The sequence below is a fragment of the Streptomyces sp. NBC_01017 genome (assembly GCF_045162795.1).
In the GTDB taxonomy this organism is placed as follows: Bacteria; Actinomycetota; Actinomycetes; order Streptomycetales; family Streptomycetaceae; genus Streptomyces; species Streptomyces machairae.
Genome location: NZ_CP108683.1, coordinates 7451242 through 7475241 on the forward strand (window position 1 = coordinate 7451242; position 24000 = coordinate 7475241).

The 24000-nt window shown below is 69.8% G+C and carries 20 protein-coding genes and 1 tRNA gene; 13 read left to right on the forward strand and 8 right to left on the reverse strand.

Going from position 1 to position 24000, the window contains the following annotated elements:
* Both OG331_RS34220 and OG331_RS34225 read right to left on the reverse strand, forming a co-directional pair.
* Positions 1-1224, reverse strand: coding sequence for an alpha/beta hydrolase (locus OG331_RS34220; protein WP_406203372.1), 1224 nt, complete (start codon positions 1222-1224; stop codon positions 1-3).
* Between the two features lie 93 nt (positions 1225-1317).
* Positions 1318-1944, reverse strand: a complete 627-nt coding sequence (locus tag OG331_RS34225; protein ID WP_406203375.1) for a TetR family transcriptional regulator — start codon at positions 1942-1944, stop codon at positions 1318-1320.
* Positions 1945-2010: 66 nt separating this feature from the next.
* On the opposite strand from OG331_RS34225, the gene OG331_RS34230 reads away from it, so the two are divergent.
* Together OG331_RS34230 and OG331_RS34235 are read left to right on the forward strand one after the other, a co-directional pair.
* Entirely contained in the window at positions 2011-3630 is a 1620-nt protein-coding gene (locus OG331_RS34230; protein WP_406203378.1) for an MFS transporter, read from the forward strand.
* Between the two features lie 202 nt (positions 3631-3832).
* On the forward strand, positions 3833-4138 hold the full coding sequence (locus OG331_RS34235; protein ID WP_406203381.1) for a small hydrophobic protein: 306 nt from the start codon (positions 3833-3835) through the stop codon (positions 4136-4138).
* Between the two features lie 154 nt (positions 4139-4292).
* On the opposite strand, the gene OG331_RS34240 is transcribed toward OG331_RS34235, so the two are convergent.
* Complete coding sequence (locus tag OG331_RS34240) at positions 4293-5054, reverse strand: potassium channel family protein (protein WP_406203384.1); 762 nt, start codon at positions 5052-5054, stop codon at positions 4293-4295.
* An 83-nt stretch (positions 5055-5137) separates the two neighbouring features.
* Positions 5138-7885, reverse strand: a complete 2748-nt coding sequence (aceE, locus tag OG331_RS34245; RefSeq protein ID WP_406203387.1) for a pyruvate dehydrogenase (acetyl-transferring), homodimeric type — start codon at positions 7883-7885, stop codon at positions 5138-5140.
* 354 nt (positions 7886-8239) lie between these two features.
* Here aceE and OG331_RS34250 point away from each other — a divergent pair, with 354 nt between their 5' ends.
* The 6 genes from OG331_RS34250 to OG331_RS34275 all read left to right on the forward strand — a co-directional run bounded on the left by OG331_RS34250 (position 8240) and on the right by OG331_RS34275 (position 12841).
* Positions 8240-8677: a DUF3052 domain-containing protein gene (locus tag OG331_RS34250; RefSeq protein WP_328428043.1), complete on the forward strand. Its 438-nt coding sequence runs from the start codon at positions 8240-8242 to the stop codon at positions 8675-8677.
* Positions 8678-8849: 172 nt separating this feature from the next.
* Positions 8850-9308: a peroxiredoxin gene (locus tag OG331_RS34255; RefSeq protein WP_062698231.1), complete on the forward strand. Its 459-nt coding sequence runs from the start codon at positions 8850-8852 to the stop codon at positions 9306-9308.
* Between the two features lie 148 nt (positions 9309-9456).
* Positions 9457-10032, forward strand: coding sequence for a calcium homeostasis/redox stress adaptation protein (locus OG331_RS34260; protein ID WP_328881959.1), 576 nt, complete (start codon positions 9457-9459; stop codon positions 10030-10032).
* Positions 10033-10153: 121 nt separating this feature from the next.
* A complete protein-coding gene (locus OG331_RS34265; RefSeq protein ID WP_406203393.1) occupies positions 10154-10729 on the forward strand; it encodes a TerD family protein in 576 nt (191 codons plus the stop codon).
* 122 nt (positions 10730-10851) lie between these two features.
* A complete protein-coding gene (locus OG331_RS34270) occupies positions 10852-12000 on the forward strand; it encodes a DUF475 domain-containing protein (protein WP_406203396.1) in 1149 nt (382 codons plus the stop codon).
* Between the two features lie 103 nt (positions 12001-12103).
* Positions 12104-12841 carry a Tellurium resistance gene (locus OG331_RS34275; protein WP_328881962.1) on the forward strand — a complete coding sequence of 246 codons (738 nt, stop codon included), beginning with the start codon at positions 12104-12106 and terminating at the stop codon, positions 12839-12841.
* Between the two features lie 136 nt (positions 12842-12977).
* Here OG331_RS34275 and OG331_RS34280 read toward each other — a convergent pair whose 3' ends face one another.
* Complete coding sequence (locus tag OG331_RS34280) at positions 12978-13796, reverse strand: TerD family protein (protein WP_406203399.1); 819 nt, start codon at positions 13794-13796, stop codon at positions 12978-12980.
* Between the two features lie 187 nt (positions 13797-13983).
* On the opposite strand from OG331_RS34280, the gene OG331_RS34285 reads away from it, so the two are divergent.
* Genes OG331_RS34285 through OG331_RS34295 form a run of 3 tightly spaced genes read left to right on the forward strand, consistent with a single transcriptional unit; the run spans position 13984 to position 18670 of the window.
* Positions 13984-15153: an HpcH/HpaI aldolase/citrate lyase family protein gene (locus tag OG331_RS34285; RefSeq protein WP_406203402.1), complete on the forward strand. Its 1170-nt coding sequence runs from the start codon at positions 13984-13986 to the stop codon at positions 15151-15153.
* 53 nt (positions 15154-15206) lie between these two features.
* A complete protein-coding gene (locus tag OG331_RS34290) occupies positions 15207-17858 on the forward strand; it encodes a phosphoribosyltransferase domain-containing protein (protein ID WP_406203405.1) in 2652 nt (883 codons plus the stop codon).
* Positions 17858-18670: an HAD family hydrolase gene (locus tag OG331_RS34295; RefSeq protein WP_406203408.1), complete on the forward strand. Its 813-nt coding sequence runs from the start codon at positions 17858-17860 to the stop codon at positions 18668-18670. The genes OG331_RS34290 and OG331_RS34295 overlap by 1 nt, the downstream gene beginning before the upstream one ends.
* Positions 18671-19233: 563 nt before the next feature.
* On the opposite strand, the gene OG331_RS34300 is transcribed toward OG331_RS34295, so the two are convergent.
* From OG331_RS34300 to OG331_RS34310, 3 genes are all read right to left on the reverse strand, one after another.
* Entirely contained in the window at positions 19234-19452 is a 219-nt protein-coding gene (locus tag OG331_RS34300) for a zinc ribbon domain-containing protein (RefSeq protein WP_406203411.1), read from the reverse strand.
* Between the two features lie 54 nt (positions 19453-19506).
* The gene (locus OG331_RS34305) at positions 19507-20931 is read right to left on the reverse strand and encodes a hypothetical protein (RefSeq protein WP_406203414.1); all 1425 of its coding nucleotides are present in this window, start codon (positions 20929-20931) and stop codon (positions 19507-19509) included.
* A gap of 74 nt (positions 20932-21005) precedes the next feature.
* Positions 21006-21779: a DUF4097 family beta strand repeat-containing protein gene (locus tag OG331_RS34310; protein ID WP_406203417.1), complete on the reverse strand. Its 774-nt coding sequence runs from the start codon at positions 21777-21779 to the stop codon at positions 21006-21008.
* A gap of 275 nt (positions 21780-22054) precedes the next feature.
* Between OG331_RS34310 and OG331_RS34315 the strand changes: the two genes are divergently transcribed.
* Positions 22055-23701 (forward strand): IS200/IS605 family accessory protein TnpB-related protein, encoded by a 1647-nt coding sequence (locus tag OG331_RS34315; RefSeq protein ID WP_406203420.1) that lies wholly within the window; start codon positions 22055-22057, stop codon positions 23699-23701.
* 70 nt (positions 23702-23771) lie between these two features.
* Positions 23772-23846: transfer RNA gene (locus OG331_RS34320), tRNA-Val, on the forward strand.
* The last annotated feature ends 154 nt before the right edge of the window (positions 23847-24000 follow it).

Below are 24000 nucleotides of genomic sequence, written 5' to 3' on the forward strand. Positions count from 1 at the left end.
CTACGCGCGTCCGGCCGACGCCGTGTCGGACAAACCCACCCGACAGGCCTCGGCATCGTCCGCGCACTGCACGGAGCGGTATGCGCCAACTCCGATCTCGGCGAAGTTCGCCACACTGTCCGTACCCGGCTCGAAATAGCCGCCGTGTCCCTTCGCCTCGCGCGCCGACAGCACGCGCGCCCCGAACGCCGACGACACCGGGTCCTCGCCGTGCCCCAGCCCGCCGACCTCGAGATACGGCACGTCCTGGACCCAGTCGTCCGCGTCCCGCATCGCCCACACATGCGCGGACGTGCGCAGGTGGGATGCCTTCGCGACCCGCATGCCGGGGCTGCCGGCCACCGCTATGTCGGCCACGCGGTCCGGCAGCTCGGGCGCGGCGAGGCCGCACAGCACCGAGCCGTAGCTGTGGCAGAAGAGGGAGACCGGCGAGCTGCCGGGCAGGCCGCGCACCAGCGCGTTCAGACGTACGGCCCCGCTCTGCGCCCGCATCGCGGTCGCCGACTCGATGCCGAGTCCGCCGGGGGAGGTGTAGTCGGCCCAGGCGATCACGGCCGTGCGTGTCGAGGGGCTGATCTCGCGCTCGGTCGCGTACAGGGACTGCGCCATGCCGACCGGTGCGGAGTACTTGCGGCTGGTGTTGGTGCGCTGGAAGGTGAGCACGTCGGTGTCGACGCCGGGGACCACGACCGAGATCCGCTCGGCCCGGTTCAGATCGCCGAACACCTCCGCGACACGTCCCGCGCCGTCCGGGTCGAAGGCGAGGATGTGCCGGTCCGGCTCCATCATCGCCTCGAAGCGGTGCATACGGCTCCCTGCCTCGCGCTGCCCGGCGGGCGTGAGCCGTTCGTCGTGCATGCGTTTGCGCTCGACCTTGCGGGCCTGGTCGAGCGCGACGCGGTTGGCGCTGTAGCGCAGCTCGACCGGCGCGCCGTTCATGTTGCCGACCGCGAGCGGATAGCGCTGCACGAGGCCGGCGCGCTGCGCATCGGTGAGCGAGGCGAAGAACCGGGCGAGCTTCGTGGGGGAGGAGCCGACGTCCGGCAGGGAGTGTCCGGCGATACTGCCGTGCTCCCAGGCGCTGACCGAGGCCTGCAGCGGTGCGGGGCTCCGGTGGTGGCGCAGAGCGGTCCAACCGGTGGTCGCCAGCATCACGAACACCACGGCCAGTGCGAGCAGAGCGCGCCAGACGTTCAGTTGCGGGGACGTGTCGAAGGAAGTCACTGGGAGGACACACTAGGAGAACGAGAGGGTCTCGCGTTAACCAAGTGATGGGTATCACGTTTTGATCAAGGTCCTGTTAACGGGCCGATGACCTCAGCGTGTTCGCCAGCTCTCGCTGAGTGCCGGGCCCACCTGTTCGAGATGTGAGACGGTCAGTGCCCGCATGGCGTCCAGGCTGACGTCCTCCCCGGAGCTCCACTGACGCTCCGTCAGCCGCATCACCCCGCCGAACACGGCCACCGCCAGCCGCGGTCGCGGATCGGTGTCGAGGTCGACCCCCTCGCGCTCGGCGAGGATGCGCGCGATCGCCTCCTCGATCTCCACCGAGCGGCGCAGATGTGCGGCGAGCAGGACGGGTGTCGACTCGATCACCTGGTACATCCGCAGATACAGCTCGACGGGTACGACGGACTGGATCACCTCGTTGAGCGTGTCCCAGCCCTCCAGTACGGCCTGGCGCAGCGCCTCCATGGGGGCCTCGTGCGGCGGACGCTCGCGCACCGCCTCCAGGAAGTGCGCCACCGTCATGTCCTGGAGGGCGAGGGCGGCCTCCTCCTTGCCGGCGAAGTAGCGGAAGAACGTGCGCTGTGACACATCGACGGCCGCCGCGATGTCGTCGACGGTGGTGTGCTCGTAACCCTGGGTGGTGAAGAGCTCCAGCGCGGTACGCAGCAGTGCTTCCCGGGTGCGCTGCTTCTTGCGTTCGCGCAGTGTTTCCATACGTGTCAGTTACCGACTTGTGAATTGGTTTGTCAATTGTCAGCGGCTGTCATTAGCCTCGAACGCATGACTAGTCAGACCACCATCAAAACGACGGGGCCGGGGGACCAGGCACCAGTAGCCCCGTCGGATGCGACGCCGGCCAAGGGGCTGCGAGGCCACCCTTGGTTCACCCTCATCACCGTCGCGGTCGGGGTGATGATGGTGGCCCTCGACGGCACCATCGTGGCCATCGCCAACCCGGCCATCCAGAAGGACCTCGGCGCCACCTTCGCCCAGGTCCAGTGGATCACCAACGGTTACTTCCTCGCCCTCGCGGTCGCCCTGATCACCGCCGGCAAGCTCGGTGACCGGTTCGGACACCGGCAGACCTTCCTGATCGGTGTGGTCGGCTTCGCCGCCGCCTCCGGTGCGATCGGCCTGTCCAGCAGCATCGCGGCGGTCGTCACCTTCCGTGTCTTCCAGGGCCTGTTCGGCGCGCTGCTGATGCCGGCCGCGCTCGGCCTGCTGCGGGCCACCTTCCCGGCCGAGAAGCTCAACATGGCCATCGGCATCTGGGGCATGGTCATCGGCGCCTCCACCGCCGGCGGCCCGATCCTCGGCGGCGTCCTCGTCGAGCACGTCAACTGGCAGTCGGTGTTCTTCATCAACGTGCCGGTCGGCATCCTCGCCGTCGTCCTGGGCGTCGTGATCCTCCTGGACCACCGTGCCGAGAACGCGCCGCGCTCCTTCGACATCCTCGGCATAGCCCTGCTCTCGGCGGCGATGTTCTCCCTGGTCTGGGCCCTGATCAAGGCCCCGGAGTGGGGCTGGGGCGCCGGTCAGACGTGGCTGTTCATCGCCGGGTCGGTAGTGGGCTTCGCGCTCTTCGCGTTCTGGGAGACGAGGGTCAAGGAGCCGCTGATCCCACTGGCCCTGTTCCGCTCGGTCCCGCTGTCCGCGGGTGTCGTGCTGATGGTCCTGATGGCCATCGCGTTCATGGGCGGCCTGTTCTTCGTGACGTTCTACCTCCAGAACGTCCACGGCATGAGCCCGATCGACGCCGGTCTGCACCTGCTGCCGCTCACCGGAATGATGATCGTCGGCTCGCCGCTCGCGGGCGCGATGATCACCAAGTTCGGTCCGCGTGTCCCGCTGGCGGGCGGCATGGCGCTCACCGCGATCGCCATGTACGGCATGTCCACGCTGGAGACGGACACCGGCAGCGGCATCATGTCGGTCTGGTTCGCCCTGCTCGGCCTCGGCCTCGCGCCGGTCATGGTCGGCGCCACGGAGGTCATCGTCGGCAACGCGCCCATGGAGCTGTCCGGTGTCGCCGGCGGTCTCCAGCAGGCCGCGATGCAGATCGGCGGCAGCCTCGGTACGGCCGTCCTGGGCGCCGTCATGGCCTCCAAGGTCGACAGCGACCTCGCCGGCAACTGGACGTCCGCGGGTCTGCCGCCGCTCACCGCCGCACAGGAGGCCCAGGCCTCCGAGGCGGTCCAGGTCGGCGTGGCGCCGCTGGCTCCCGGTACGCCGGACGCCATCGCCGCGAAGATCACGGACGTCGCGCACGACACGTTCATCTCGGGCATGAGCCTGGCGTCCCTGGTCGCCGCCGGTGTGGCGGTCGTCGCGGTCTTCGTGGCGTTCCTCACCAAGCGGGGCGAGAACGCGGAAGCGGGTGCGGGCGCGGCCCACATCTGACGGGATTCCGGCGGAGTTCGCCTATCAGAGTGACTCCGCCGAAGACCCCTCCCCTCCGGCAAGCGTGCAGGTCACAGTGGGTCAAGCCAGGGCCTGCGGCGCGCTGCCGGAGGGGGTCGGCGCGCCACAGGCCCGGACGCGCAGGCATGAGCCGCGCACCGTGGGTACTCGCCAAGTCGAACGCCGAATCAGGGAGTTGACGATGGCGGGCTTCTCGCACGGAACGCGCAGGCACCCCCGCTCACGTGGCCGGACGTGGTCACGGACCGGGCCGGATCGCGCGACTCTGGGGATCGTCGGAACCATCTGCGCGGTCGCCGGTTTCTTCGTACTGGGCCTCATCCTCGGCCCGGCAGCAGTCATCTGCGGCTGGCTGGCCATGGGCCGAACCTGGTCAGGAGCCCGCCCCGTCCCCGCCCTGATCGCGGTGGTCCTGGGCGCCATCGACACCCTGCTGGCCATCCTGTGGCTGGCGGGAACGGCGACCCCGGGGAACGGTTTCTTCTGACACAGCCGCGCCTGGGCAGGCGTGGCTGCGGGCAACGGTGCCGGTGTGGCAGCGCCCACCCAACTGCGGGCAGTGGTGCCGCTGGGCGGCACGGGTGGACGCAGCGGCACCCCGCCGGCGCGGGCGGGCGAGCGTGCCAACCCCGCCCCACGGGTCAACGTGGCTGCTTCTCGACAACCTGCCCCGGCACAGTCGCCCCCGACAGCAGTGCGACCTCCGCCCGGAGGGCTCGAACCTCCTCCGTCAGCACCCGTATCGCCTCCGTCTGCCGTCGTTCCTCCACGTCGTCCTTCTCGAACCGCGCTATGAACCACGCGGCGATGTTCGCGGTCACGACACCCAGCAGGGCGATCCCGGACAGCATCAGCCCCACCGCGAGCATCCGCCCCACCCCGGTGGTCGGCGCATGATCCCCGTACCCGACCGTCGTCATGGTGGTAAACGACCACCACACCGCGTCACCCAGTGTCTTGATGTTCCCGTTCGGTGAGTCCCGCTCCACGGACAGCACCGCCAGTGACCCGAACATCAGCAGCCCGACCACCGCCCCGGCGACATACGTGGTCAGCCGTATCTGCGAAGCCATCCGCGCCCGCTGCCCCACCAGCAGCAGCGTCGACACGAGCCGCAGCAACCGAAGCGGCTGTATCACCGGCAGCAGCACCGCCGCCAGATCCAGCCAGTGCGACCGCACGAACTCCCCGCGTCGCTCCGCGAGTCCGAGCCGGACGACGTAGTCCACCGCGAACGCACCCCACACCACCCACTCCACCGTGAGGCACACGTCCACCACCTCCGGGCCCGCGTCGGGCGAGACGATCGGCACGGCATAGGCCACGGCAAAGGCCAGGGCCAGGGCGAAAAGGGGTCGCTGGGTGAACCGTTCCCAACGGACTTGCGTGAGCGGTCGCGTCATGGCCGCATCGTAGGAAATGTGAAGGGGTGGTGTGCCCGCGGGTCACCCACGGGCACACCACCCCATCGAGCAGTTGACGGACGCTACGCGTCGCCGCCCGCGGCCCCCGGATCCGCCGCCGACGCATCGAGCAACTGGTAGCGGTCGATCGCCTGCTTCAGCACCGACCGGTCCACCTTCCCCTCCTTGGCCAGCTCGGTGAGCACTCCCACCACGATCGACTGCGCGTCGATGTGGAAGAAGCGCCGCGCCGCACCGCGGGTGTCCGCGAAGCCGAACCCGTCCGCACCCAGCGACTGGTACGTCCCCGGCACCCACCGCGAGATCTGGTCAGGCACCGACCGCATCCAGTCGGAAACGGCCACGAACGGCCCCTCGGCGCCGCTCAGTTTCCGCGTCACCCACGGCACCCGCTGCTCCTCCTCCGGGTGCAGCAGGTTGTGCTCCTCGCACGCCACGGCCTCGCGCCGCAGCTCGTTCCACGACGTCGCAGACCAGACGTCCGCCTTGACGTCCCACTCCTCGGCGAGGAGCTTCTGCGCCTCGACGGCCCAGGGGACCGCCACACCGGACGCCATGATCTGCGCCGGAATCGACCCCGAAGTGCCCTCGCTGATGCGGTGGACGCCCTTGAGGATGCCCTCGACGTCCACGTCCTCCGGCTCGGCCGGGTGCTGGATCGGCTCGTTGTAGACGGTGAGGTAGTAGAAGACGTCCTCGCCGTGGGGGTGTTCGGCGTCCCCGCCGTACATCCGCCGCAGACCGTCCTGCACGATGTGCGCGATCTCGTACGAGTACGCCGGGTCGTACGCGACACAGCCCGGGTTCGTCGAGGCGAGCAGCTGCGAGTGGCCGTCGGCGTGCTGGAGACCCTCACCGGTCAGGGTCGTACGGCCGGCGGTCGCGCCCAGCACGAAACCGCGCGCCAGCTGGTCGGCCATCTGCCAGAACTGGTCGCCGGTGCGCTGGAATCCGAACATCGAGTAGAAGACGTACACCGGGATCAGCGGCTCGCCGTGCGTGGCGTACGCCGAACCCGCCGCGATCAGCGAGGCCGTGCAGCCCGCCTCCGAGATGCCGTCGTGCAGCATCTGGCCCTGCGGCGACTCCTTGTAGGCGAGCAGCAGCTCTCGGTCGACCGACTCGTACTGCTGGCCGAGCGGGTTGTAGATCTTCGCGCTCGGGAAGAACGAGTCCATGCCGAACGTGCGGTACTCGTCCGGCGCGATCAGCACGAACCGCCGACCGATCTCCTTGTCCCGCATGAGGTCCTTGAGGAGCCGGACAAAGGCCATGGTCGTCGCGATGGACTGGTGCCCCGAGCCCTTCTTCACGGTCGCGTACGTCTTGTCGTCCGGCAGCGCCAGCGGCTCGGAGCGCACGACACGCGTCGGGACGTACCCGCCGAGCCCCTTGCGGCGGTCGTGCATGTACTGGATCTCCTCGGAGTCCCGCCCAGGGTGGTAGTACGGCGGGAGCCCGCTCTCCAGGTCCTTGTCGGCGATCGGCAGGTGCAGCCGGTCGCGGAAGCGCTTGAGGTCGTCGACCGTCAGCTTCTTCATCTGGTGCGTGGCGTTGCGGCCCTCGAAGTTGGGACCGAGCGTCCAGCCCTTGATCGTCTTGGCCAGGATCACCGTCGGCTGGCCCTTGTGCGCCTTTGCCGCCGAGAACGCCGCGAAGATCTTCTTGTGGTCGTGACCGCCGCGGCCCAGGTGCAGGATCTGGTCGTCGGTCATGCCCTCGACCATCGTGCGCAGCCGCTGGTCGTCGCCGAAGAAGTGGTCGCGGATGTAGCCGCCGGTCTCGGTGGCGTACGTCTGGAACTGGCCGTCCGGCGTGGTGTTCATCCGGTTGACCAGGAGGCCGTCGCGGTCCTGCGCGAGCAGCGGGTCCCAGGTGCGGTCCCAGATCAGCTTGATGACGTTCCAGCCGGCGCCTCGGAAGATCGACTCCAGCTCCTGGATGACCTTGCCGTTGCCCCGCACCGGCCCGTCGAGGCGCTGGAGGTTGCAGTTGACCACGAAGGTGAGGTTGTCCAGGCCCTCGCGCGCGGCGATGGACAGCTGGCCGAGCGACTCCGGCTCGTCCATCTCGCCGTCGCCCAGGAACGCCCACACCTGCGACTTGGAGGTGTCCGCGATGCCGCGCGCCTCCATGTACCGATTCATCCGCGCCTGGTAGATCGCGCCGATCGGGCCGAGGCCCATCGACACGGTCGGGAACTCCCAGAAGTCCGGCATCGACCGCGGGTGCGGGTAGCTGGACAGGCCGTACCGTGCCTTCGACTTCTCCTGCCGGAAGGCGTCGAGGTTCTGCTCGCTGAGACGGTCCAGCAGGAACGCGCGCGCATAGATGCCGGGGGAGGCGTGGCCCTGGAAGAAGACCTGGTCGCCGCCGTCGCCCTCGTCCTTGCCGCGGAAGAAGTGGTTGAAGCCCACGTCGTAGAGGGAGGCAGAGGAGGCGAACGTGGCGATGTGACCGCCGACGCCGATGCCGGGGCGCTGGGCCCTGGACACCATGACCGCGGCGTTCCACCGGGTCGCGTTCAGGATCTTGCGCTCGATCTCCTCGTTGCCCGGGAAGAACGGCTCGTCCTTGGTGGCGATCGTGTTGACGTAGTCCGTGCTGCGCATCTCGGGCACGGCCACGCGCTTCTCGCGGGCCCGCTCGATCAGCCGCAGCATCAGATAGCGGGCCCGCTCCCGGCCGCGCTCGTCCACGGCGGCGTCGAGGGAGTCGAGCCACTCCTGGGTTTCCTCGGGATCAAAGTCAGGAACCTGACTCGGAAGGCCGCCAATGATGATCGGGTTGCGATCTGATCCGGAAGCCACGCTGTTCCTTACCTGTCAGAGGGCCGTGTTTCTCAGGGTCTGCACCGCTCCCCATCGTGTACCTCGGGGCGCCAAACGTCATCTCTACTGTGAGGTAACCCGGGGCCTGGTAAACGGCGGAGTGACCATGGATGGTTCCCAAACGCACAAAGGGGGCAGATTGGTGTGGCGGGCGTCACCTTGAGACCATGGTGGCGTGCCTGGAGTTGCGGTGACACGTTCAGGAACGTCACCGTTTCGGCGGTCTGAACGGCCGGGTACTTGCGCGATCCGCCCCGCCCGTGTGGACTACGGCCAATGCTTCGCGCACGCGCGTGGCTGAGTTATTCCCAAGACATGATCAGGAGGCAACCCGTGAGCGCGACCGCGGACCACGCGGAGGAGCGGACGAACCCTGCCGTCAGGCTGGGGTTCCAGCCCGAGCAGGTGGTCCAGGAGATCGGCTACGACGAGGACGTAGACCAGGAACTCCGCGAGTCCATTGAGGAAGTCGTCGGCAGCGAACTCGTGGACGAGGACTACGACGACGTAGCCGATGCCGTGGTGCTGTGGTTCCGCGACGAGGACGGCGACCTGACGGATGCGCTGGTGGACGCCACCACGTACATCGAAGAAGGCGGCTCGATCCTGCTCCTCACGCCCAAGACCGGCCGTGACGGCTACGTGGAGCCCAGCGACATCTCTGAAGCGTCGACCACAGCGGGTCTGTCGGCGTCCAAGAGCGTCAGCGTCGGCAAGGACTGGAGTGGCAGCCGGCTGGTGACGCCCAAGGCCGCGAAGTCCAAGAAGTAGCGGAATCGAAGTGACCCACGGCTGAGAGGCTCCGTAGGTGCCGGAGCGGCCGTACGGGCCCACGTTGCCGGGCTGGACTGCAAAGTCCAGCCCGGCTCATGCGTGCTCCCCGGAGATCGCTGCGTAGGGTGGATGCCACCCGAACAGCCTCACCGAAGGGACATTCACGACGATGGCGATCCAGGTCGGCGACAAGGCCCCCGACTTCGAGCTCAAGGACAACCACGGCGCGACCGTGAAGCTCTCCGACTTCCGCGGTTCCAAGAACGTCGTCCTGCTCTTCTACCCCTTCGCCTTCACCGGCGTGTGCACCGGCGAGCTGTGCGAGGTGCGCGACAACCTGCCGCAGTTCTCCGACCGCGACACGCAGGTCCTCGCCGTCTCCAACGACTCCATCCACACCCTGCGCGTCTTCGCGGAGCAGGAGGGTCTGGAGTACCCGCTGCTCAGCGACTTCTGGCCGCACGGCGAGGTCAGCCGTGCCTACGGTGTCTTCGCCGAGGACAAGGGCTGCGCGGTGCGCGGCACCTTCGTCATCGACAAGGAGGGCGTGGTCCGCTGGACCGTCGTCAACGCCCTGCCGGACGCGCGCGACCTGAGCGAGTACGTCAAGGCGCTCGACACCCTCTGATCCCGTCCGGTCCCTCTGGTGACCGACACCCGTGATTCTTCGGTACCAAGGCATGCAAGCCACGGGAACCCGTTACTAGGATCGACTCGTTGATCCGATATCACACGCACGGCGGGGCTCCCCGCCCCTGGAAACCAATGGAGGACTCGTGGGAGTCAGCCTCAGCAAGGGCGGCAACGTATCACTGAGCAAGGAGGCCCCGGGCCTCACTGCGGTCATCGTCGGTCTGGGGTGGGACATCCGCACCACGACCGGCACCGACTTCGACCTCGACGCCAGCGCGCTGCTGACGAACGCGGAGGGCAAGGTCGCGAGCGACGCGAACTTCGTGTTCTTCAACAACCTCAAGAGCGCCGACGGCTCGGTCGAGCACACCGGCGACAACCTCACCGGTGAGGGCGAGGGCGACGACGAGCAGATCAAGATCAACCTCGCCGGCGTCCCGGCGGACGTCGAGAAGATCGTCTTCCCGGTGTCGATCTACGACGCCGAGAACCGCCAGCAGTCCTTCGGGCAGGTGCGCAACGCGTTCATCCGCGTCGTGAACCAGGCCGGCGGCGCCGAGATCGCGCGCTACGACCTCTCGGAGGACGCGTCCACCGAGACCGCGATGGTCTTCGGCGAGCTGTACCGGCACGGTGCGGAGTGGAAGTTCCGCGCCATCGGCCAGGGCTACGCGTCGGGTCTGCGCGGCATCGCGCAGGACTTCGGTGTGAACGTCTGAGTTCGACATCGGGGGTGACCGTTCAGGACACCACTGGCTGAGTCCGGCGCCGCATCCGTTTGGGTGCGGCGCCGGATGCGCAGGACAACCAAACAAGCATCACGCGGGGAGGACCAGCATCATGGGCGTCACGCTCGCCAAGGGAGGAAACGTCTCCCTGTCCAAGGCCGCACCCAATCTCACCCAGGTGATGATCGGGCTCGGCTGGGACGCGCGCTCCACCACCGGAGCCCCCTTCGACCTCGACGCCAGCGCACTGGTGTGCAGCAGCGGCCGGGTCCTGGGCGATGAGTGGTTCGTCTTCTACAACCAGCTCAAGAGCCCGGACGGCTCGGTGGAACACACCGGGGACAACCTCACCGGCGAGGGTGACGGCGACGACGAGTCGCTCCTGATCGACCTTTCCAAGGTGCCGGCCCAGTGCGACAAGATCGTCTTTCCCGTCTCGATCCATATGGCGGACGAGCGCGGCCAGACCTTCGGCCAGGTCAGCAACGCCTTCATCCGCGTGGTGAACCAGGCCGACGGCCAGGAACTCGCCCGTTACGACCTGAGCGAGGACGCCTCCACCGAGACCGCCATGATCTTCGGCGAGGTCTACCGATACCAGGGAGAGTGGAAGTTCCGAGCGGTCGGACAGGGGTACGCGTCCGGACTCCGGGGCATCGCGCTCGACTTCGGGGTCAGCGTCTCATAACGCGTTATGAGCAAAAGCCGGGCCCCGGTGGGGTGCGAAGGGTGGCCGACTAGACTTCGGTTCAAAGTTTCGTAAAGCCGAGTGCGCGGGCCAGACCCGTACACACAGGGATTGGGTAGCCAGTGGTTCTGAAAACCTTCGGCTGGTCGTTCGCGGTCACCGCGCTCGGCCTCGTTGCAGCGGTCCTCTTCGGGGGGTGGACCGCCCTCGGCATCGTGGCGATCCTCTCCGTCCTCGAGATCTCGCTGTCCTTCGACAACGCGGTGGTCAACGCCGGAATTCTGAAGAAGATGAATGCCTTCTGGCAGAAGATCTTCCTCACCATCGGCATCCTGATCGCCGTCTTCGGTATGCGACTGGTCTTCCCCGTCGTGATCGTCGCGATCAGCGCCGGCCTCGGGCCGATCGAGGCGGTCGACCTCGCGCTCAGCGACAAGGACCGCTACCAGGAGCTCGTCACCGACGCGCACCCGGCGATCGCCGCCTTCGGTGGCATGTTCCTGCTGATGATCTTCCTCGACTTCATCTTCGAGGACCGGGACATCAAGTGGCTCGGCTGGCTGGAGCGCCCGCTGGCCAAGCTCGGCAAGATCGACATGCTGTCGGTCTGCATCGCGCTGATCGTCCTGCTGATCTCCGCACTGACCTTCGCGGCCAACGCCCACCAGCATGGCGGCGCGCATGTCGACAAGGCGGAGACGGTCCTGCTCTCCGGCATCGGCGGCCTGATCACCTACATGATCGTCGGCGGTCTCTCCGGCTACTTCGAGGACAAGCTCGAAGAGGAGGAGGAACGCGAGCACGAGGCCGAGGAAGAGGCCGTGCGCTCCGGCAAGCCCCGCTCCGCGGTCGCCCTCGCCGGCAAGGCCGCCTTCTTCATGTTCCTTTACCTCGAGGTCCTGGACGCGTCCTTCTCCTTCGACGGCGTGATCGGCGCCTTCGCCATCACCAACGACATCGTCCTGATGGCGCTGGGCCTCGGTATCGGCGCGATGTACGTCCGGTCGCTCACCGTCTACCTGGTCCGCCAGGGCACCCTCGACGACTACGTCTACCTGGAGCACGGCGCGCACTACGCGATCGGCGCGCTCGCCATGATCCTGCTGGTCACCATCCAGTACGAGATCAACGAGATCATCACCGGCCTGATCGGTGTCGTCCTGATCGGCGCCTCCTTCTGGTCCTCGGTGCGCCGCAACCGCGCGCTGGCGGCAGCGGAGGGAAAAGCGGAGGGCTCGGACGAGAAGACTGAGGTCTCGTCCGGGGTGTGACACCCCTGCGGGTGAGGAACGCTCTGTGCGGGGCGGCCGGGCCTCCGGCCGCCCCGCCGGTTTTTCCAAGTGAACACAGGTCTTCGTGGGACGTGGGGGCGGAATGGGCTTCTTGGACGGGCTCTGGCGGGGCCGGGCGGCCGAGTTCGACTCGGGCAGCGCGTCATCGAACTCGATCGAGCTGACGAAGCGGCACGACCGCGTCTCGCTCACCAAGCAGGGCGCCGCCACGGGGCATCTGCGGATCAACCTGACGTGGCGCATGCGCACGTCCGACATCGGCGGGTCTCAGCGGGAGAGCCTGCTGCGGCATCCGTTCAAGGCGCTCAAGCCGCCGGAGGTCGTCGGACACAGCCAGAGCATGGTCAACGTCGACCTCGACCTCGGGGCGCTGTACGAGCTCACCGACGGGACGAAGGGCGTCGTCCAGCCGCTGGGCGGGTTCCTCGGGGACGCCAACGGGCCGCCGTACGTGAAGCTCAGCGGGGACGACCGGTTCGGGTCGGCGTCCGGGGAGACGATCTACGTCAACCTCGATCACCGGGAGAACATCAAGCGGCTGCTGGTCTTCGTGTACATCTACGACCAGACGCCGGCGTTCGACCGCACGCACGCGATCGTCACGCTCTACCCGAGCAACGGGCCCCGCATCGAGATCGGCCTCGACGAGCGGCATCCGCAGGCCAGGTCCTGTGCGGTGGTGATGATCGAGAACGTGAAGGGGGAGATCTGGGTCCGGCGCGAGGTCAAGTTCGTCTACGGCTTCCAGGCCGAACTGGACCGGTTGTTCGGGTGGGGGTTGCAGTGGGGGCGCGGCTACAAAACGAAGGCGGAGCGCTGACGCCGGTGTCCTGGCCGGTGCGCCCAGTGGCCCGGGACTCTGTCCCGTGTCGCGGCTGCGGGTGTCCTGTGGCTGGTCGCGCCCGCGCGGCGGAGCCGCATATCGATGCAGCCCCGCGCCCCTCTGGGCGCTGCAACTAGCGCCCGATGAACTGCGGGCCCTGCGGCGGCAGGCTGAAGCCCTGGGTCGCAGGGGCCGTCACCGGCGGCGGGTAGCCGTAACCCGACTGGGCCATCGCCGGCTGGCCGGTCGGCTGCGGGTAGCCGTAGGCGGGCTGGGTCGGCGGGGGCTGCTGCGGGGCCTGGGGGTAGCCGTACGACGGCTGGGGCGGGAGCGTCGTGGTGGGCTGCTCCGGGGGCAGGGGCTGGGAGATCTCCGGTGCGGGGACCGGCCTCGCCTCCTCGGCCATCTCCGACTCGTCCACCGAGATACCGAAGTCCGTGGCCAGGCCCCGCAGGCCGTCCGAGTAGCCCTCGCCCAGGGCGCGGAACTTCCAGACCTCGCCACGGCGGTACAGCTCGCCGCAGATCAGGGCCGTCTCCTCGCCCGTCTCCGGCTTGATGTCGAAGTACGCCAGCGGATCGCCGTCCGCGGCTGCCGCGTCGTACAGCAGGATGCGCAGATCCCGTACGCGGTCGAAGGCGACGCCGTCCGCCGAGGCGACCAGAAGAATCTGGCCGACGCTCGGCTCGACACCGGACAGATCTGTCTGGATCGTGTCGGTGAGGCCGTCGGCACCCCGCTTCTTGCCGAGCCGCCAGACCTGCCCTGAGGGGTGCCGGGGCTGGTTGTAGAAGACGAAGTCCTCGTCGGAGCGCACGCGACCGTCGGGGCCGAGGAGGAGTGCCGAGGCATCGACATCCGGGACCCCCTGCCCGGGCGTCCAGCGCAGCACGGCGCGTACCGTCGTGACTTCGAGCGGGACGTTCGACCCCTTCAACATCGCGTGCGTCATGCGATCATCCTGCCCTCTCCGTCCTGGTCACGACAACGCGGGGGTGCACAGGCCGTGCGCGCTCGTGTTTGTCCGCGTTACCAGAAATTCATGCCCGTCGGGAACCCCTGACATGGGTATCTACGTACTATTACCGGCCACCTGTGAACCGGTCACAGGGGCCACAAAGTCACCACGGGGGAGCTCTATGCGTCATTTCGGGCAGATCGCCCCGGAGGTGCGACAGCGCCTCTTCCACCGGGAGCCGTGCGAATTCTCCGCCGACTCTCCGGCCAGGCTGCTCTCCGCGGCCCTGGGCGCCACGCTCTACAGTCCCGCCACGCGGCCGCGGCTCGCCGACGACATCGTCAAGCAGACCGGACGCGGCGTGGTCTCGATGGTGCTGTGCCTTGAGGACTCCATCCGCGACGAGGACGTGGCGGAGGGCGAGGAGAACCTGGTCCGCCAGTTCACCGACCTCGCCGGACGCGAGGGCGCGGCGGATCTCCCGCTGCTCTTCATCCGCGTCCGTACGCCCGAGCAGATCCCCGATCTCGTACGCCGGCTCGGACCCGCCGTGGCGCTGCTGTCCGGATTCGTGCTGCCGAAGTTCACCGAAGAGCGCGGCATGCCCTTCCTGGAGGCCCTCGCCCTCGCGGAGGCCGAAAGCGGGCGCCGGCTGTTCGCCATGCCGGTGCTGGAGTCGCCCGCCCTGCTGTACCGCGAGTCGCGCGTGGAGAGCCTGGAGGGCATCTTCCGCGCCGTCGACAAGTACCGGGATCGGGTGCTGGCGCTGCGCCTCGGGGTCACGGACTTCTGCTCGTCGTACGGACTGCGCCGGGCCCCTGACATGACCGCGTACGACGTCCAGATCGTCGCCTCCGTGATCGCCGACGTGGTGAACATGCTGGGGCGGGCCGACGGCACCGGGTTCACGGTGACCGGGCCGGTGTGGGAGTACTTCCGCGTGCAGGAACGTATGTTCAAGCCGCAGCTGCGCCGCAGCCCCTTCCTCGAAGGGCAGGCCGAGGAGCTGCGCGAGGCCCTCATCGAGCACTCGATGGACGGCCTGCTCCGCGAGATCACGCTCGACCACGCCAACGGCCTGCTCGGCAAGACCTGCATCCACCCCTCCCACGTGCTGCCCGTACACGCACTGTCCGTGGTCAGCCACGAGGAGTTCAGCGATGCCAAGGACATCCTGAAGCCCGAGCGCTGCGGCGGGGGTGTGCTGAGGTCGCAGTACACGAACAAGATGAACGAGGTGAAGCCGCACCGGGCGTGGGCCGAGCGGACCATGCTGCGGGCCGAGGTGTTCGGTGTGGCCAACGAGGACATCGGCTTCGTGGAACTGCTCGCCGCCGGAATCCCGGCCTGACCAGGCCGAACGGCCGCAATCCACCGGCCGAACGAAAGCTGACCAAGGGACGCATGAACAACGCAGTGAACGACGGGGTCTGGTCCGGGAGCTGGGTCGCCGAGCGGCTCGGAGTCCAGCTCGTGGGCGATGACGGGCTCACGGAGATGCTGGGCCTCGCCCTGCGCCGCAACCCCAAGCGGGCGCATCTGCTCGTCTCCAACGTGCTCGGCAAGCACGTACCGCAGTCACCCTCCGTGGTGTACGGCGCCGGCTTCGCCCTCGGACGCCGGGTGCGGGACCTGCTGGGCGCGGAGGAGGCCGCCAGGGCGGTCGTCCTCGGCTACGCGGAGACGGCGACCGGGCTCGGCCACTCCGTCGCCGACGGTGTGGGTCTCGCCCCGTATCTGCACTCCACGCGCCGCCCGGTCGCCGGGGTCGCCCGTGCGGGCGGCTTCGAGGAGTCCCACTCGCACGCCACGTCTCACTTGCTGCTGCCGGAGGACCCGGCGCTGCTGGTCGGTGACGGGCCGCTGGTCCTGGTCGACGACGAGTTCTCCACGGGGAACACGGTGCTGAACACCATTCGGGATCTTCATTCGCGGTATCCGCGGCGGAGGTACGTGGTCGTCGCCCTGGTCGACATGCGGTCGGCGGCCGACGCGGGGCGCCTCGCGGACTTCGCCCGGGAGATCGGGGCCCGGGTGGACCTGGTGGCGGCCGCTTCGGGGACCGTACGGCTGCCTGAGGGGGTGCTGGAGAAGGGGCAGGCGTTGGTGGCGCGGTACGAGGCGGAGAGTGCCGCGGGGGGTACTTCGTCGTCTGCGGCGCCGTCGGGGCTGGTCGCGCAGTTCCCCGCGCCCCTTGAGGGCGATGCAGGACCCGCGTCCGACGAGGCGTCGGAGGTTCTCGCCCGGAGTCCTGAAGCCGACGGCCGGCCCCACCCCCCAGGGGCGCGGGGAACTGCGCGACCGGCCCCCACCGGCCCGCACCCGGACGACGACCGCACCGCCCCCCACCTCACCCGCGTCGAACTGGCCTGGCCCCGCCGCCTCCCCGACGGCGGCCGGCACGGCTTCACCCCGCAGCACCGCACCCGCCTCGAAGCCGCCCTCCCCGCCATGGCAGCCCGCCTCGCAGAGGCCCTCCCGGCTGACGCGCGGAGCGTCCTCGTGCTCGGGTTCGAAGAGCTGATGTACGCGCCCCTCAGGCTCGCCCGTGAGCTGGAGCAGGTCGCCGACGCGGAGGTCCGCTACTCGACCACCACCCGCTCACCCGTCCTCGCCGTCGACGACCCCGGCTACGCGATACGCACCCGCCTCGTCTTCCCGGCCCACGACGACCCGGACGACGGCCCCGGCGAGCGCTACGCCTACAACGTCGCCGGCGCCGGCTTCGACGCCGTCATAGCCGTCGTCGACTCGACCGCCGACACCCCCGAACTGCACGCCCCCGACGGCCTGTTGGCGCAGCTCGCCGCCCACACCCCGCGCGTCCTGCTCGCGGTCGTGCCGTCGTACGTCCCCGAGCCGCCGCGCCTCGCCGTTTCTCCTGGAGACACCACCACCATGCTGCCCGAGCCCCTCCGCGGCCCCGCCTTCTCCTCGTACGCCCCCGAGGAGGTCGGCTGGCTGCTGCAGGACCTCTCGGACGTGACGCTGGAGGCGCCGACCGAGGAACGCGAGGAGGCCATCCAGAGCGGCGGCGCGCACTACGCCGAGTCGCTGCCGGTGGAGTACCAGCCCAGCGAGCAGTACCAGGCCCTGTTCCACACGGCCCTGGAGGAGTCCGCGGCGCGACTGGCGCAGGCCGTGGGCGCCGTCACCGAACTCGTGCTCGCCGAGCGGTCACCGCGCCCCGTGCTCGTCTCGCTCGCCCGCGCCGGCACCCCCGTGGGCGTGCTCATGCGCCGCTGGGCCCAGTTCCGGCACGACCTCGAACTCCCGCACTACGCCGTGTCGATCGTGCGCGGCCGAGGTATCGACGCCAACGCCCTGCGCCGGCTGGCGCAGCACCACGACCCGCGTGACGTCGTCTTCGTCGACGGCTGGACCGGCAAGGGCGCCATCACCCGCGAACTCGCCGTGGCCCTGGAGGAGTTCGAGAAGTCCGACGGCGTCACCGGCTTCGACCCCGAGATCGCCGTACTGGCCGACCCGGGCTCGTGCGTGCGGACGTACGGCACCCGCGAGGACTTCCTCATCCCGTCCGCGTGCCTCAACTCCACGGTGTCCGGCCTGATTTCGCGTACGGTCCTGCGCGCGGACCTGGTCGGCCCGAACGACTACCACGGCGCGAAGTTCTACCGCGAACTCGCCGGCGCCGACGTCTCCGTCGCCTTCCTGGACGCCGTCGCGGCACGCTTCCCCGAGGTCGTCGACGCGGTCGAGGCGACGGCCAAGGAACTGCTGTCCGGCGACCGCACGCCGACCTGGGAGGGCTGGGCCGCCGTCGAGCGCATCAGCGAGGAGTACGGCATCCACGACGTGAACCTCGTCAAGCCCGGCGTCGGCGAGACCACGCGCGTGCTGCTGCGCCGGGTGCCCTGGAAGATCCTGGCCCGGGCCGGCGCCGGAGCCGACCTGGACCATGTACGTCTGCTGGCCGAACAGAGAGGGGTCCCGGTGGAAGAGGTCGCCGAACTGCCGTACACCTGCGTGGGGTTGATCCACCCCAAGTACACGCGGGGTGCGACGGGTGCCGACGGCAAGGCGGTGAACCTCTGATGCCGGTACTGGTGGCGAGCGACCTCGACCGTACGCTCATCTACTCCGCCGCGGCCCTCGCGCTGACCATGCCGGACGCGCGGGCGCCCAGGCTGCTGTGCGTGGAGGTCCACGAGAGCAAGCCGCTGTCGTACATGACCGAGACCGCGGCCCAGCTGCTGACCGACCTCGGCGACGCGGCGGTCTTCGTGCCGACGACGACCCGGACCCGCAAGCAGTACCAGCGCATCAGCCTGCCGGGCCCCGAGCCCAAGTACGCGATCTGCGCCAACGGCGGCCACCTGCTCGTCGACGGCGTCTCCGACCCCGACTGGAACGCACAGGTCACGGCCCGGCTGGCCGAGCAGTGCGCGCCGCTCGCCGAGGTCCAGGACCACCTCATGGCGTCGGCGTCCCCGGCGTGGGTGCGCAAGCACCGGATCGCCGAGGACCTCTTCGCCTACCTCGTCGTCGAGCGCGAACTGCTGCCCGAGGAGTGGGTGAAGGAGCTCGCGGTGTGGGCGGAGAACCGTGGCTGGACGGTGTCCCTGCAGGGCCGCAAGCTCTACGCCGTCCCGAAGCCCCTCACCAAGAGCGCCGCCATGCACGAGGTCGCCCGCCGCACCGGCGCCGACCTCACCCTCGCCGCGGGCGACTCCCTCCTGGACGCCGACCTCCTCCTCGCCGCGGACCGGGGCTGGCGCCCGGGCCATGGCGAGCTGGCCGACAGCGACTGGACCGCACCGGCGATCAGTGCGCTGCCGGAGCGGGGGGTGCTGGCGGGGGAGCGGATTCTCCGGGAGTTCCTGAGCGTGACTCGGGGAGCCGAGTAGGGCGCGGGGCGCCGCTGCGGTGCCGGTGCCGGGCGAGCCGGGTAGCCCGGGTGGGCGCTGCGGGCGCCCGGGTGCGGTGTCGGCGCCGCAGTAGGCGGGGGCGCGGCGGCACCGAGGTGGGGCCGGCGGCCGGCGGGTGCCGCGGCTCGCGACTGGAGAGCGCCTGCGGCAGGGCTTGCGAGCGCCTGCGGCACGGCGGCGTGGTGGACGGCCGGGGTGAGTGCCGGGCGCCCGTCAGGGCCGTACGTCCGCGGGGTCGGCGGCGTGGCGCCCGTCAGCGGGGCGGTGGAACCGAGGGCCTGGCCGCCTCGGTAGGCGTCGCGCGGATGGGGCCGGTGCCTCAGCGCGGCGTCAGCCGTGATCAGCCGTGATCGTCCGTCCTCGCCGTGGACGACGGCGGCAGCAGGGTCGCCCCAGCCGGCGCCGGCCGACCCCGGTCGCACCAGTGCTCGCCGTAAGCGACGTCAGCCAGGGAGCCCGCCGCAGCCGGCGTCAGCCCAGCCGCGGAGCCGTCCGAGCAATCCCCGTCCAACCCCGCCCGAACCTGCCCGGCCCGCGGCAGCTCAGCCGCAGCAACCCCCGCCGCAGCACCCGCCACTCCCGCCGTTCGGCTTCGGGGCCGCGGAGGCGCTTGCCGTGCCGCCGACGGCGACCGTGGACAGGAGCTTCACCGTGTCGTCATGCCCCGCAGGACACGCGGCGGGGGCGGAGGACTCCGCCATCGGGCGGCTCAGTTCGAACGTGTCGCCGCAGCTGCGGCAGCGGTACTCGTAGCGAGGCATGCGCACAGGTTAACCGGCGTCCCGGGCCCCTCGTAGGGACCGAGCCGAGCCCCGTCAGTGAGCGCCGCCGCGCTCCTCGCGGATCTGGGCGACGACCCGGGCCACCGTCTGCCGTACCGCCTCCGTCTCGGTCAGGAAGTGCCAGTAGTCCGGGTGACGGCCCTCCAGCGTGCCGATGGCCCGCTCCAGCCGGGCGACGGAGTCGTCCAGCGGGCGCGCGTGCCGCGGATCGGGCGTGTTCCGCCCCGCCATGGCCAGCCGCTGGGCGTCCCGGATCGCGAAACGGGTCCGGTCGATCTCCTGCTGCGGATCCTTCTGCACGGCGTTCAGCTGCCTCAGCCGGTCACCGGCGGCGGACACCGACTCGTCGGTGCTGTTCAGCAGCGCCCGCACCGTCGACAGCAACGCGGTGGCGTCCGGCCAGCGCTGCTCGTCGCGCGCGGCCTGCGCCTCCTTCAGCTTCAGCTCCGCCTGCCGCACGTTCTCCCCGGCCTGGTCCGGGACGCCCTGGAGGTCCTGCCAGCAGGCCACCGTGAACCGCCGCCGCAGCTCGCTCAGCACCGGCTCCACCTGCCCGGCACGCGTGGTCAGCGCCTGCGCGCGCGTCCGCAGCGACACCAGCCGGTGATCGATCTCGGCGGCCTTCTCCGGCAGCCGCTCGGCCTCCACCCGGACCGCTTCCGCCTCCCGCGCGACCCGCTCGGCCCGCTCCAGCGTCTGCGGCACGCCATGCTGCCCGGCGCCCTGGTTCAGCTTGGTCAGCTCAGGGGCGAGGGCGGCGAGCCGCGCCGCCAGGTCATCCGCCTGGAGCCCCGATCCCCGTACGGCATCCAAGGCGTTCGACGCGGACAGCAGGCCCTGCCGGGCGCGCTCGACAGCCGGGGCGAGACGGGCCAGCTGCGTCTCGGCCTTGCCGAGCAGCGGCCCGAGCCCGTCCGTGAACCGATCCAGCTCGCGCTTGGCGTTGTCGAGCTCGTCCTTGGCCTTCGTCAGCTCCGTACGGGCATGCGCCGCGGCCGAAGCCTCCAGGTCGTCACGGTCGAGGTCATGGGCGTCGACAGCCTGGATGTACTGGTGACTGACCTCGTCGATACGCCGCCCGAGCGCCTCGAAGTCGGTGATCGCCCGGCGGGCGGCCGGGGAGGCGTCGACGGCCGCGATCGTCTCGATCGAGATCCGCAGATCCCGCTGGGCGGTGTCCAGCTCGTAGAACGCGGCCGCCGCGGCATCCTTCGCGGCCTGCGCCTCGGCCCGCTGACTCTCGGCCCGCCCACCGAACCACCGTCTCGTACCCCCACCGGCGAACGCGGCGGGCAGGACGAGAGCGGCGACGAGCGGGAGCGCGACCAGGGCGAGGGTGTCGCGGACGGCGAGGCGCGCGCCCCGGGCACTACGTACGGGAAACGAGGCCTGCCGCGCGGGGTGTCCCGGCGCGCCCGGCACTGACGGCGAGTTCGGCTGCGGAGGTGTCGCCGTCACATCCCTCTCCCGTGCTGTCATTCACCCTGCCCGGTCTCATTCTCCCACCGGTTTAGGACGAACACACGGGCCGGTTAGTTCGCGGTTCGGACAGTGACTTTTCCGTCACCGGTGCGGGCGGAGACGACGTGGGAGCTGGTGTCGTCCCGGGGCACGGACACATCGACCGCGCCGTCACCGGTCTCGGTGGACACGCGGTACGTGGCCCGGGGCAGCTCGATCGTCACCGAACCGTCGCCGCTGCGGGTCTCCACCAGGTCCGGCACGGTGCCGAGTTCGAGCCGCACCGAACCGTCCCCGGTCTGCGCCTTGACCTGCCGTGAGGACACGTCGGACACACGCACCGACCCGTCCCCCGTCCTCAGGTCCAGCGGCCCGCTGGAGTCGGTGACCCGCACGGACCCGTCTCCCGTACGCACGCTCAACGCATCCCGGAACCCCCGCGCCCGCACGCTCCCGTCCCCGTCCTCGACCTTCACGGTGACACCGCGCGGCACCTCGATACGGTGCTTGGTCGAGCAGTTCGCGATCATGCCCGAGCACTTCTCGCGCAGTACCAGCCGGTCGTCCTCCATCGCCCACGTCACCTTCGGATCCGACCCGATCGCGACCGACCCCTGGAACCACCGGGTCACCTGCACCGCGCCGGCCTTGTTCGTGTCGGCGGCCACGATCTCCAACGCGGAGTCGTCGGAGTCAACGGTCAGCGTCCGCCCCTCCAACGCAAACGACCGCCGCTCCGGCTCCTTGTCGTCCCCGGCGGAGGCCCCACACGCGGTGACCCCACCAAGAAGCACCACGACGGCCCCGGCAACTACGACAGCACGGACGGCAACGGTACGGGCCATGACGATCTCCCCCTGGACTTCCTCGGACTTCCCTGGGACCGACCTTTTCGGGCCAGGGTGCGGTGGTGGTTCGACCGTACGGATCCGGGGTTCTCCTGGGGATCCGGCGCGCTACCGGACCGAGGGTGGGGTTAGCCCCCGGTGATGCGGGTGCGTGGTCGCGCACATGAGCCCTTGTGGCCGGCACAACAGTTCTCGCGTCGAATAGGTGACATTCTCCGAAGATGGTCGTTGGATGCGATGAGAGGATCTTCAGTTCCGGTCGGGGGTGACGGGTGGGCGGTCTACGGGAGTTGGCGGCGCCGTTCGTGGTGCCCGGTCCGGCCGGGGTGGCGATCCGCGCGCGCCTGCGCGTGTCTTCGGCGGACGCGGCGGTACTGACCGAGATCGGCACGTTCCTCGGCTCGCTGGCATCAGGTGATCTCGCGGGGCGGTCAAGGCAGGGACGGGCCCACGATTCGGCCGCCTGGGCTGCGCGGAAGCGGGCGCTGACCGTGTCCTCCTCGGCTCGGTGGGCCGGCAGTCTCACCAAGGCGACGGACGACCAGTGGGCGCTGGCGAGGCGCGGACAGGCCGCCGAGATGGCGTGGCTGCGGGGGCAGATCGGCCGCGTCGAGGCCCGGCTGGCTCGCCCGCCCGGTGCCAAGGGCGACAAGCGGGCCGGGCTGGTGCGCGGCTACGCCACCCGCTCGGAGTGGCATGCCAAGTCCCGCCGCCTTCGCGTCCTTGAGGAGCGGCTGGCTGCTCTGGAGGCGGACTGGGCGGCGGGCACGGTACGTGTGGTGCGCGGCGGCAAGAGGCTCGCGCGGGTGCGTCACCATCTGGACGAGGCCGGGCTGAGTCGACAGACGTGGCGGGAGCGCTGGCAGGCTGCTCGCATGTTCCTCGCCGCGGACGGGGAGTCGGGCAAGCGCTGGGGCAACGAGACGATCCGCATCACCGACATCGGAGAGCTGTCGATCAGGGTTCCGGCTGCCCTTGCCCACCTGGCCAACGCCCCGCACTGCCGGTACGTGCTGGAGGCGACCGTGTCCTTCAGCCACCGGGCCACCGAGTGGCAGGACCGGATCACCGCGAACCGAGCGGTGGCGTACCGCGTCCACTACGACGCCGTCCGCGACCGCTGGTACGTGACTGCATCCTGGAAGCGCAGGCAGGCTCCGGTGCCGCCGATCGAGGCCGTACTGGCGCACGGCGTGGTGGCGGTGGACATGAACGACGACCACCTCGCCGCCTGGCACCTCGACGTGCACGGCAACCCCATCGGCGAGCCCCGACGGTTCTTCTACGACCTGTCGGGCAGTGCCGGGCACCGGGACGCACAGCTCCGGCACGCGCTCACCCGGCTGCTGCACCACGCCCGCAGATGCGGGGTGGCGGCGATCGCGGTCGAGGACCTCGACTTCATCGAAGGCACGAGCCGAGAAAGGCACGGCGGGAACAAGCGCTTCCGCCGCCTCATCTCCCGTCTCCCCACCGCACGGCTCAAGGCCAGACTGGTCTCGATGGCTGCCGAGCAGAACATCGCGGTTGTCGCGGTGGACCCGGCGTACACCTCCCGATGGGGTGCCCAGCACTGGCAGCAGCCACTGACGACTTCCACCCGTAGGACCACTCGCCACGACGCGGCAGCCGTGGCGATCGGACGGCGCGCCCTCGGGCACCCGATCCGGCGACGGACGACACCGCCCCCGCACGACCGGAGAGATCGTGCCGGGCATCGGACCGCCCAGGCCGGACGGGACTCCCGAGGACGTGAGGGACCCCGCCCCCGCCCTCCCGGATCACGGACACGATCCGTGCCGCCCGGCTGCGGAGCGAAAGCGGGCGACCAGCGTGTCCAGCACCACTCGGGGCACGCGGCTGAGCATGGATCCTGGCGTCAGGATCCACTGCCGCTCGGTCTTCAGAAGGAGAGCTGACCTCCTGTCCCGGCCGTGATATCGGTTTGCGGGACAGGGTCCGGGACAATGTAGGCTGTCGACTCGTCCCGGGTGCGTAGCTCAGTGGTAGAGCGCCTGCCTTACAAGCAGGATGTCGGCGGTTCGAAACCGTCCGCGCCCACCAGTACTCAAGCCCAGCTCAGCTAGGGCTTTGCGGCCCCTCGGAGGGATTTCCGGGGGGCCGTTCTCGTGGCCGGGGTCCACGTAGTGTCCGCAATCCCGCGGTGATCATGTTCACCGCCGGGCGTGCGAAGGCCCGGCCGCGCACGGGCGCGAGC

Excerpts from the sequence above, each read along its gene's own strand:
- OG331_RS34265 (WP_406203393.1), top strand. The coding sequence starts at position 10,154 with ATGGGCGTCACGCTCGCCAAGGGAGGAAACGTCTCCCTGTCCAAGGCC.
- OG331_RS34240 (WP_406203384.1), bottom strand. The coding sequence starts at position 5,054 with ATGACGCGACCGCTCACGCAAGTCCGTTGGGAACGGTTCACCCAGCGA.
- OG331_RS34255 (WP_062698231.1), top strand. The coding sequence starts at position 8,850 with ATGGCGATCCAGGTCGGCGACAAGGCCCCCGACTTCGAGCTCAAGGAC.
- OG331_RS34285 (WP_406203402.1), top strand. The coding sequence starts at position 13,984 with ATGCGTCATTTCGGGCAGATCGCCCCGGAGGTGCGACAGCGCCTCTTC.
- OG331_RS34230 (WP_406203378.1), top strand. The coding sequence starts at position 2,011 with ATGACTAGTCAGACCACCATCAAAACGACGGGGCCGGGGGACCAGGCA.
- OG331_RS34290 (WP_406203405.1), top strand. The coding sequence starts at position 15,207 with ATGAACAACGCAGTGAACGACGGGGTCTGGTCCGGGAGCTGGGTCGCC.
- OG331_RS34280 (WP_406203399.1), bottom strand. The coding sequence starts at position 13,796 with ATGACGCACGCGATGTTGAAGGGGTCGAACGTCCCGCTCGAAGTCACG.
- OG331_RS34300 (WP_406203411.1), bottom strand. The coding sequence starts at position 19,452 with ATGCCTCGCTACGAGTACCGCTGCCGCAGCTGCGGCGACACGTTCGAA.
- OG331_RS34310 (WP_406203417.1), bottom strand. The coding sequence starts at position 21,779 with ATGGCCCGTACCGTTGCCGTCCGTGCTGTCGTAGTTGCCGGGGCCGTC.
- OG331_RS34235 (WP_406203381.1), top strand. The coding sequence starts at position 3,833 with ATGGCGGGCTTCTCGCACGGAACGCGCAGGCACCCCCGCTCACGTGGC.
- OG331_RS34225 (WP_406203375.1), bottom strand. The coding sequence starts at position 1,944 with ATGGAAACACTGCGCGAACGCAAGAAGCAGCGCACCCGGGAAGCACTG.
- OG331_RS34295 (WP_406203408.1), top strand. The coding sequence starts at position 17,858 with ATGCCGGTACTGGTGGCGAGCGACCTCGACCGTACGCTCATCTACTCC.
- OG331_RS34275 (WP_328881962.1), top strand. The coding sequence starts at position 12,104 with ATGGGCTTCTTGGACGGGCTCTGGCGGGGCCGGGCGGCCGAGTTCGAC.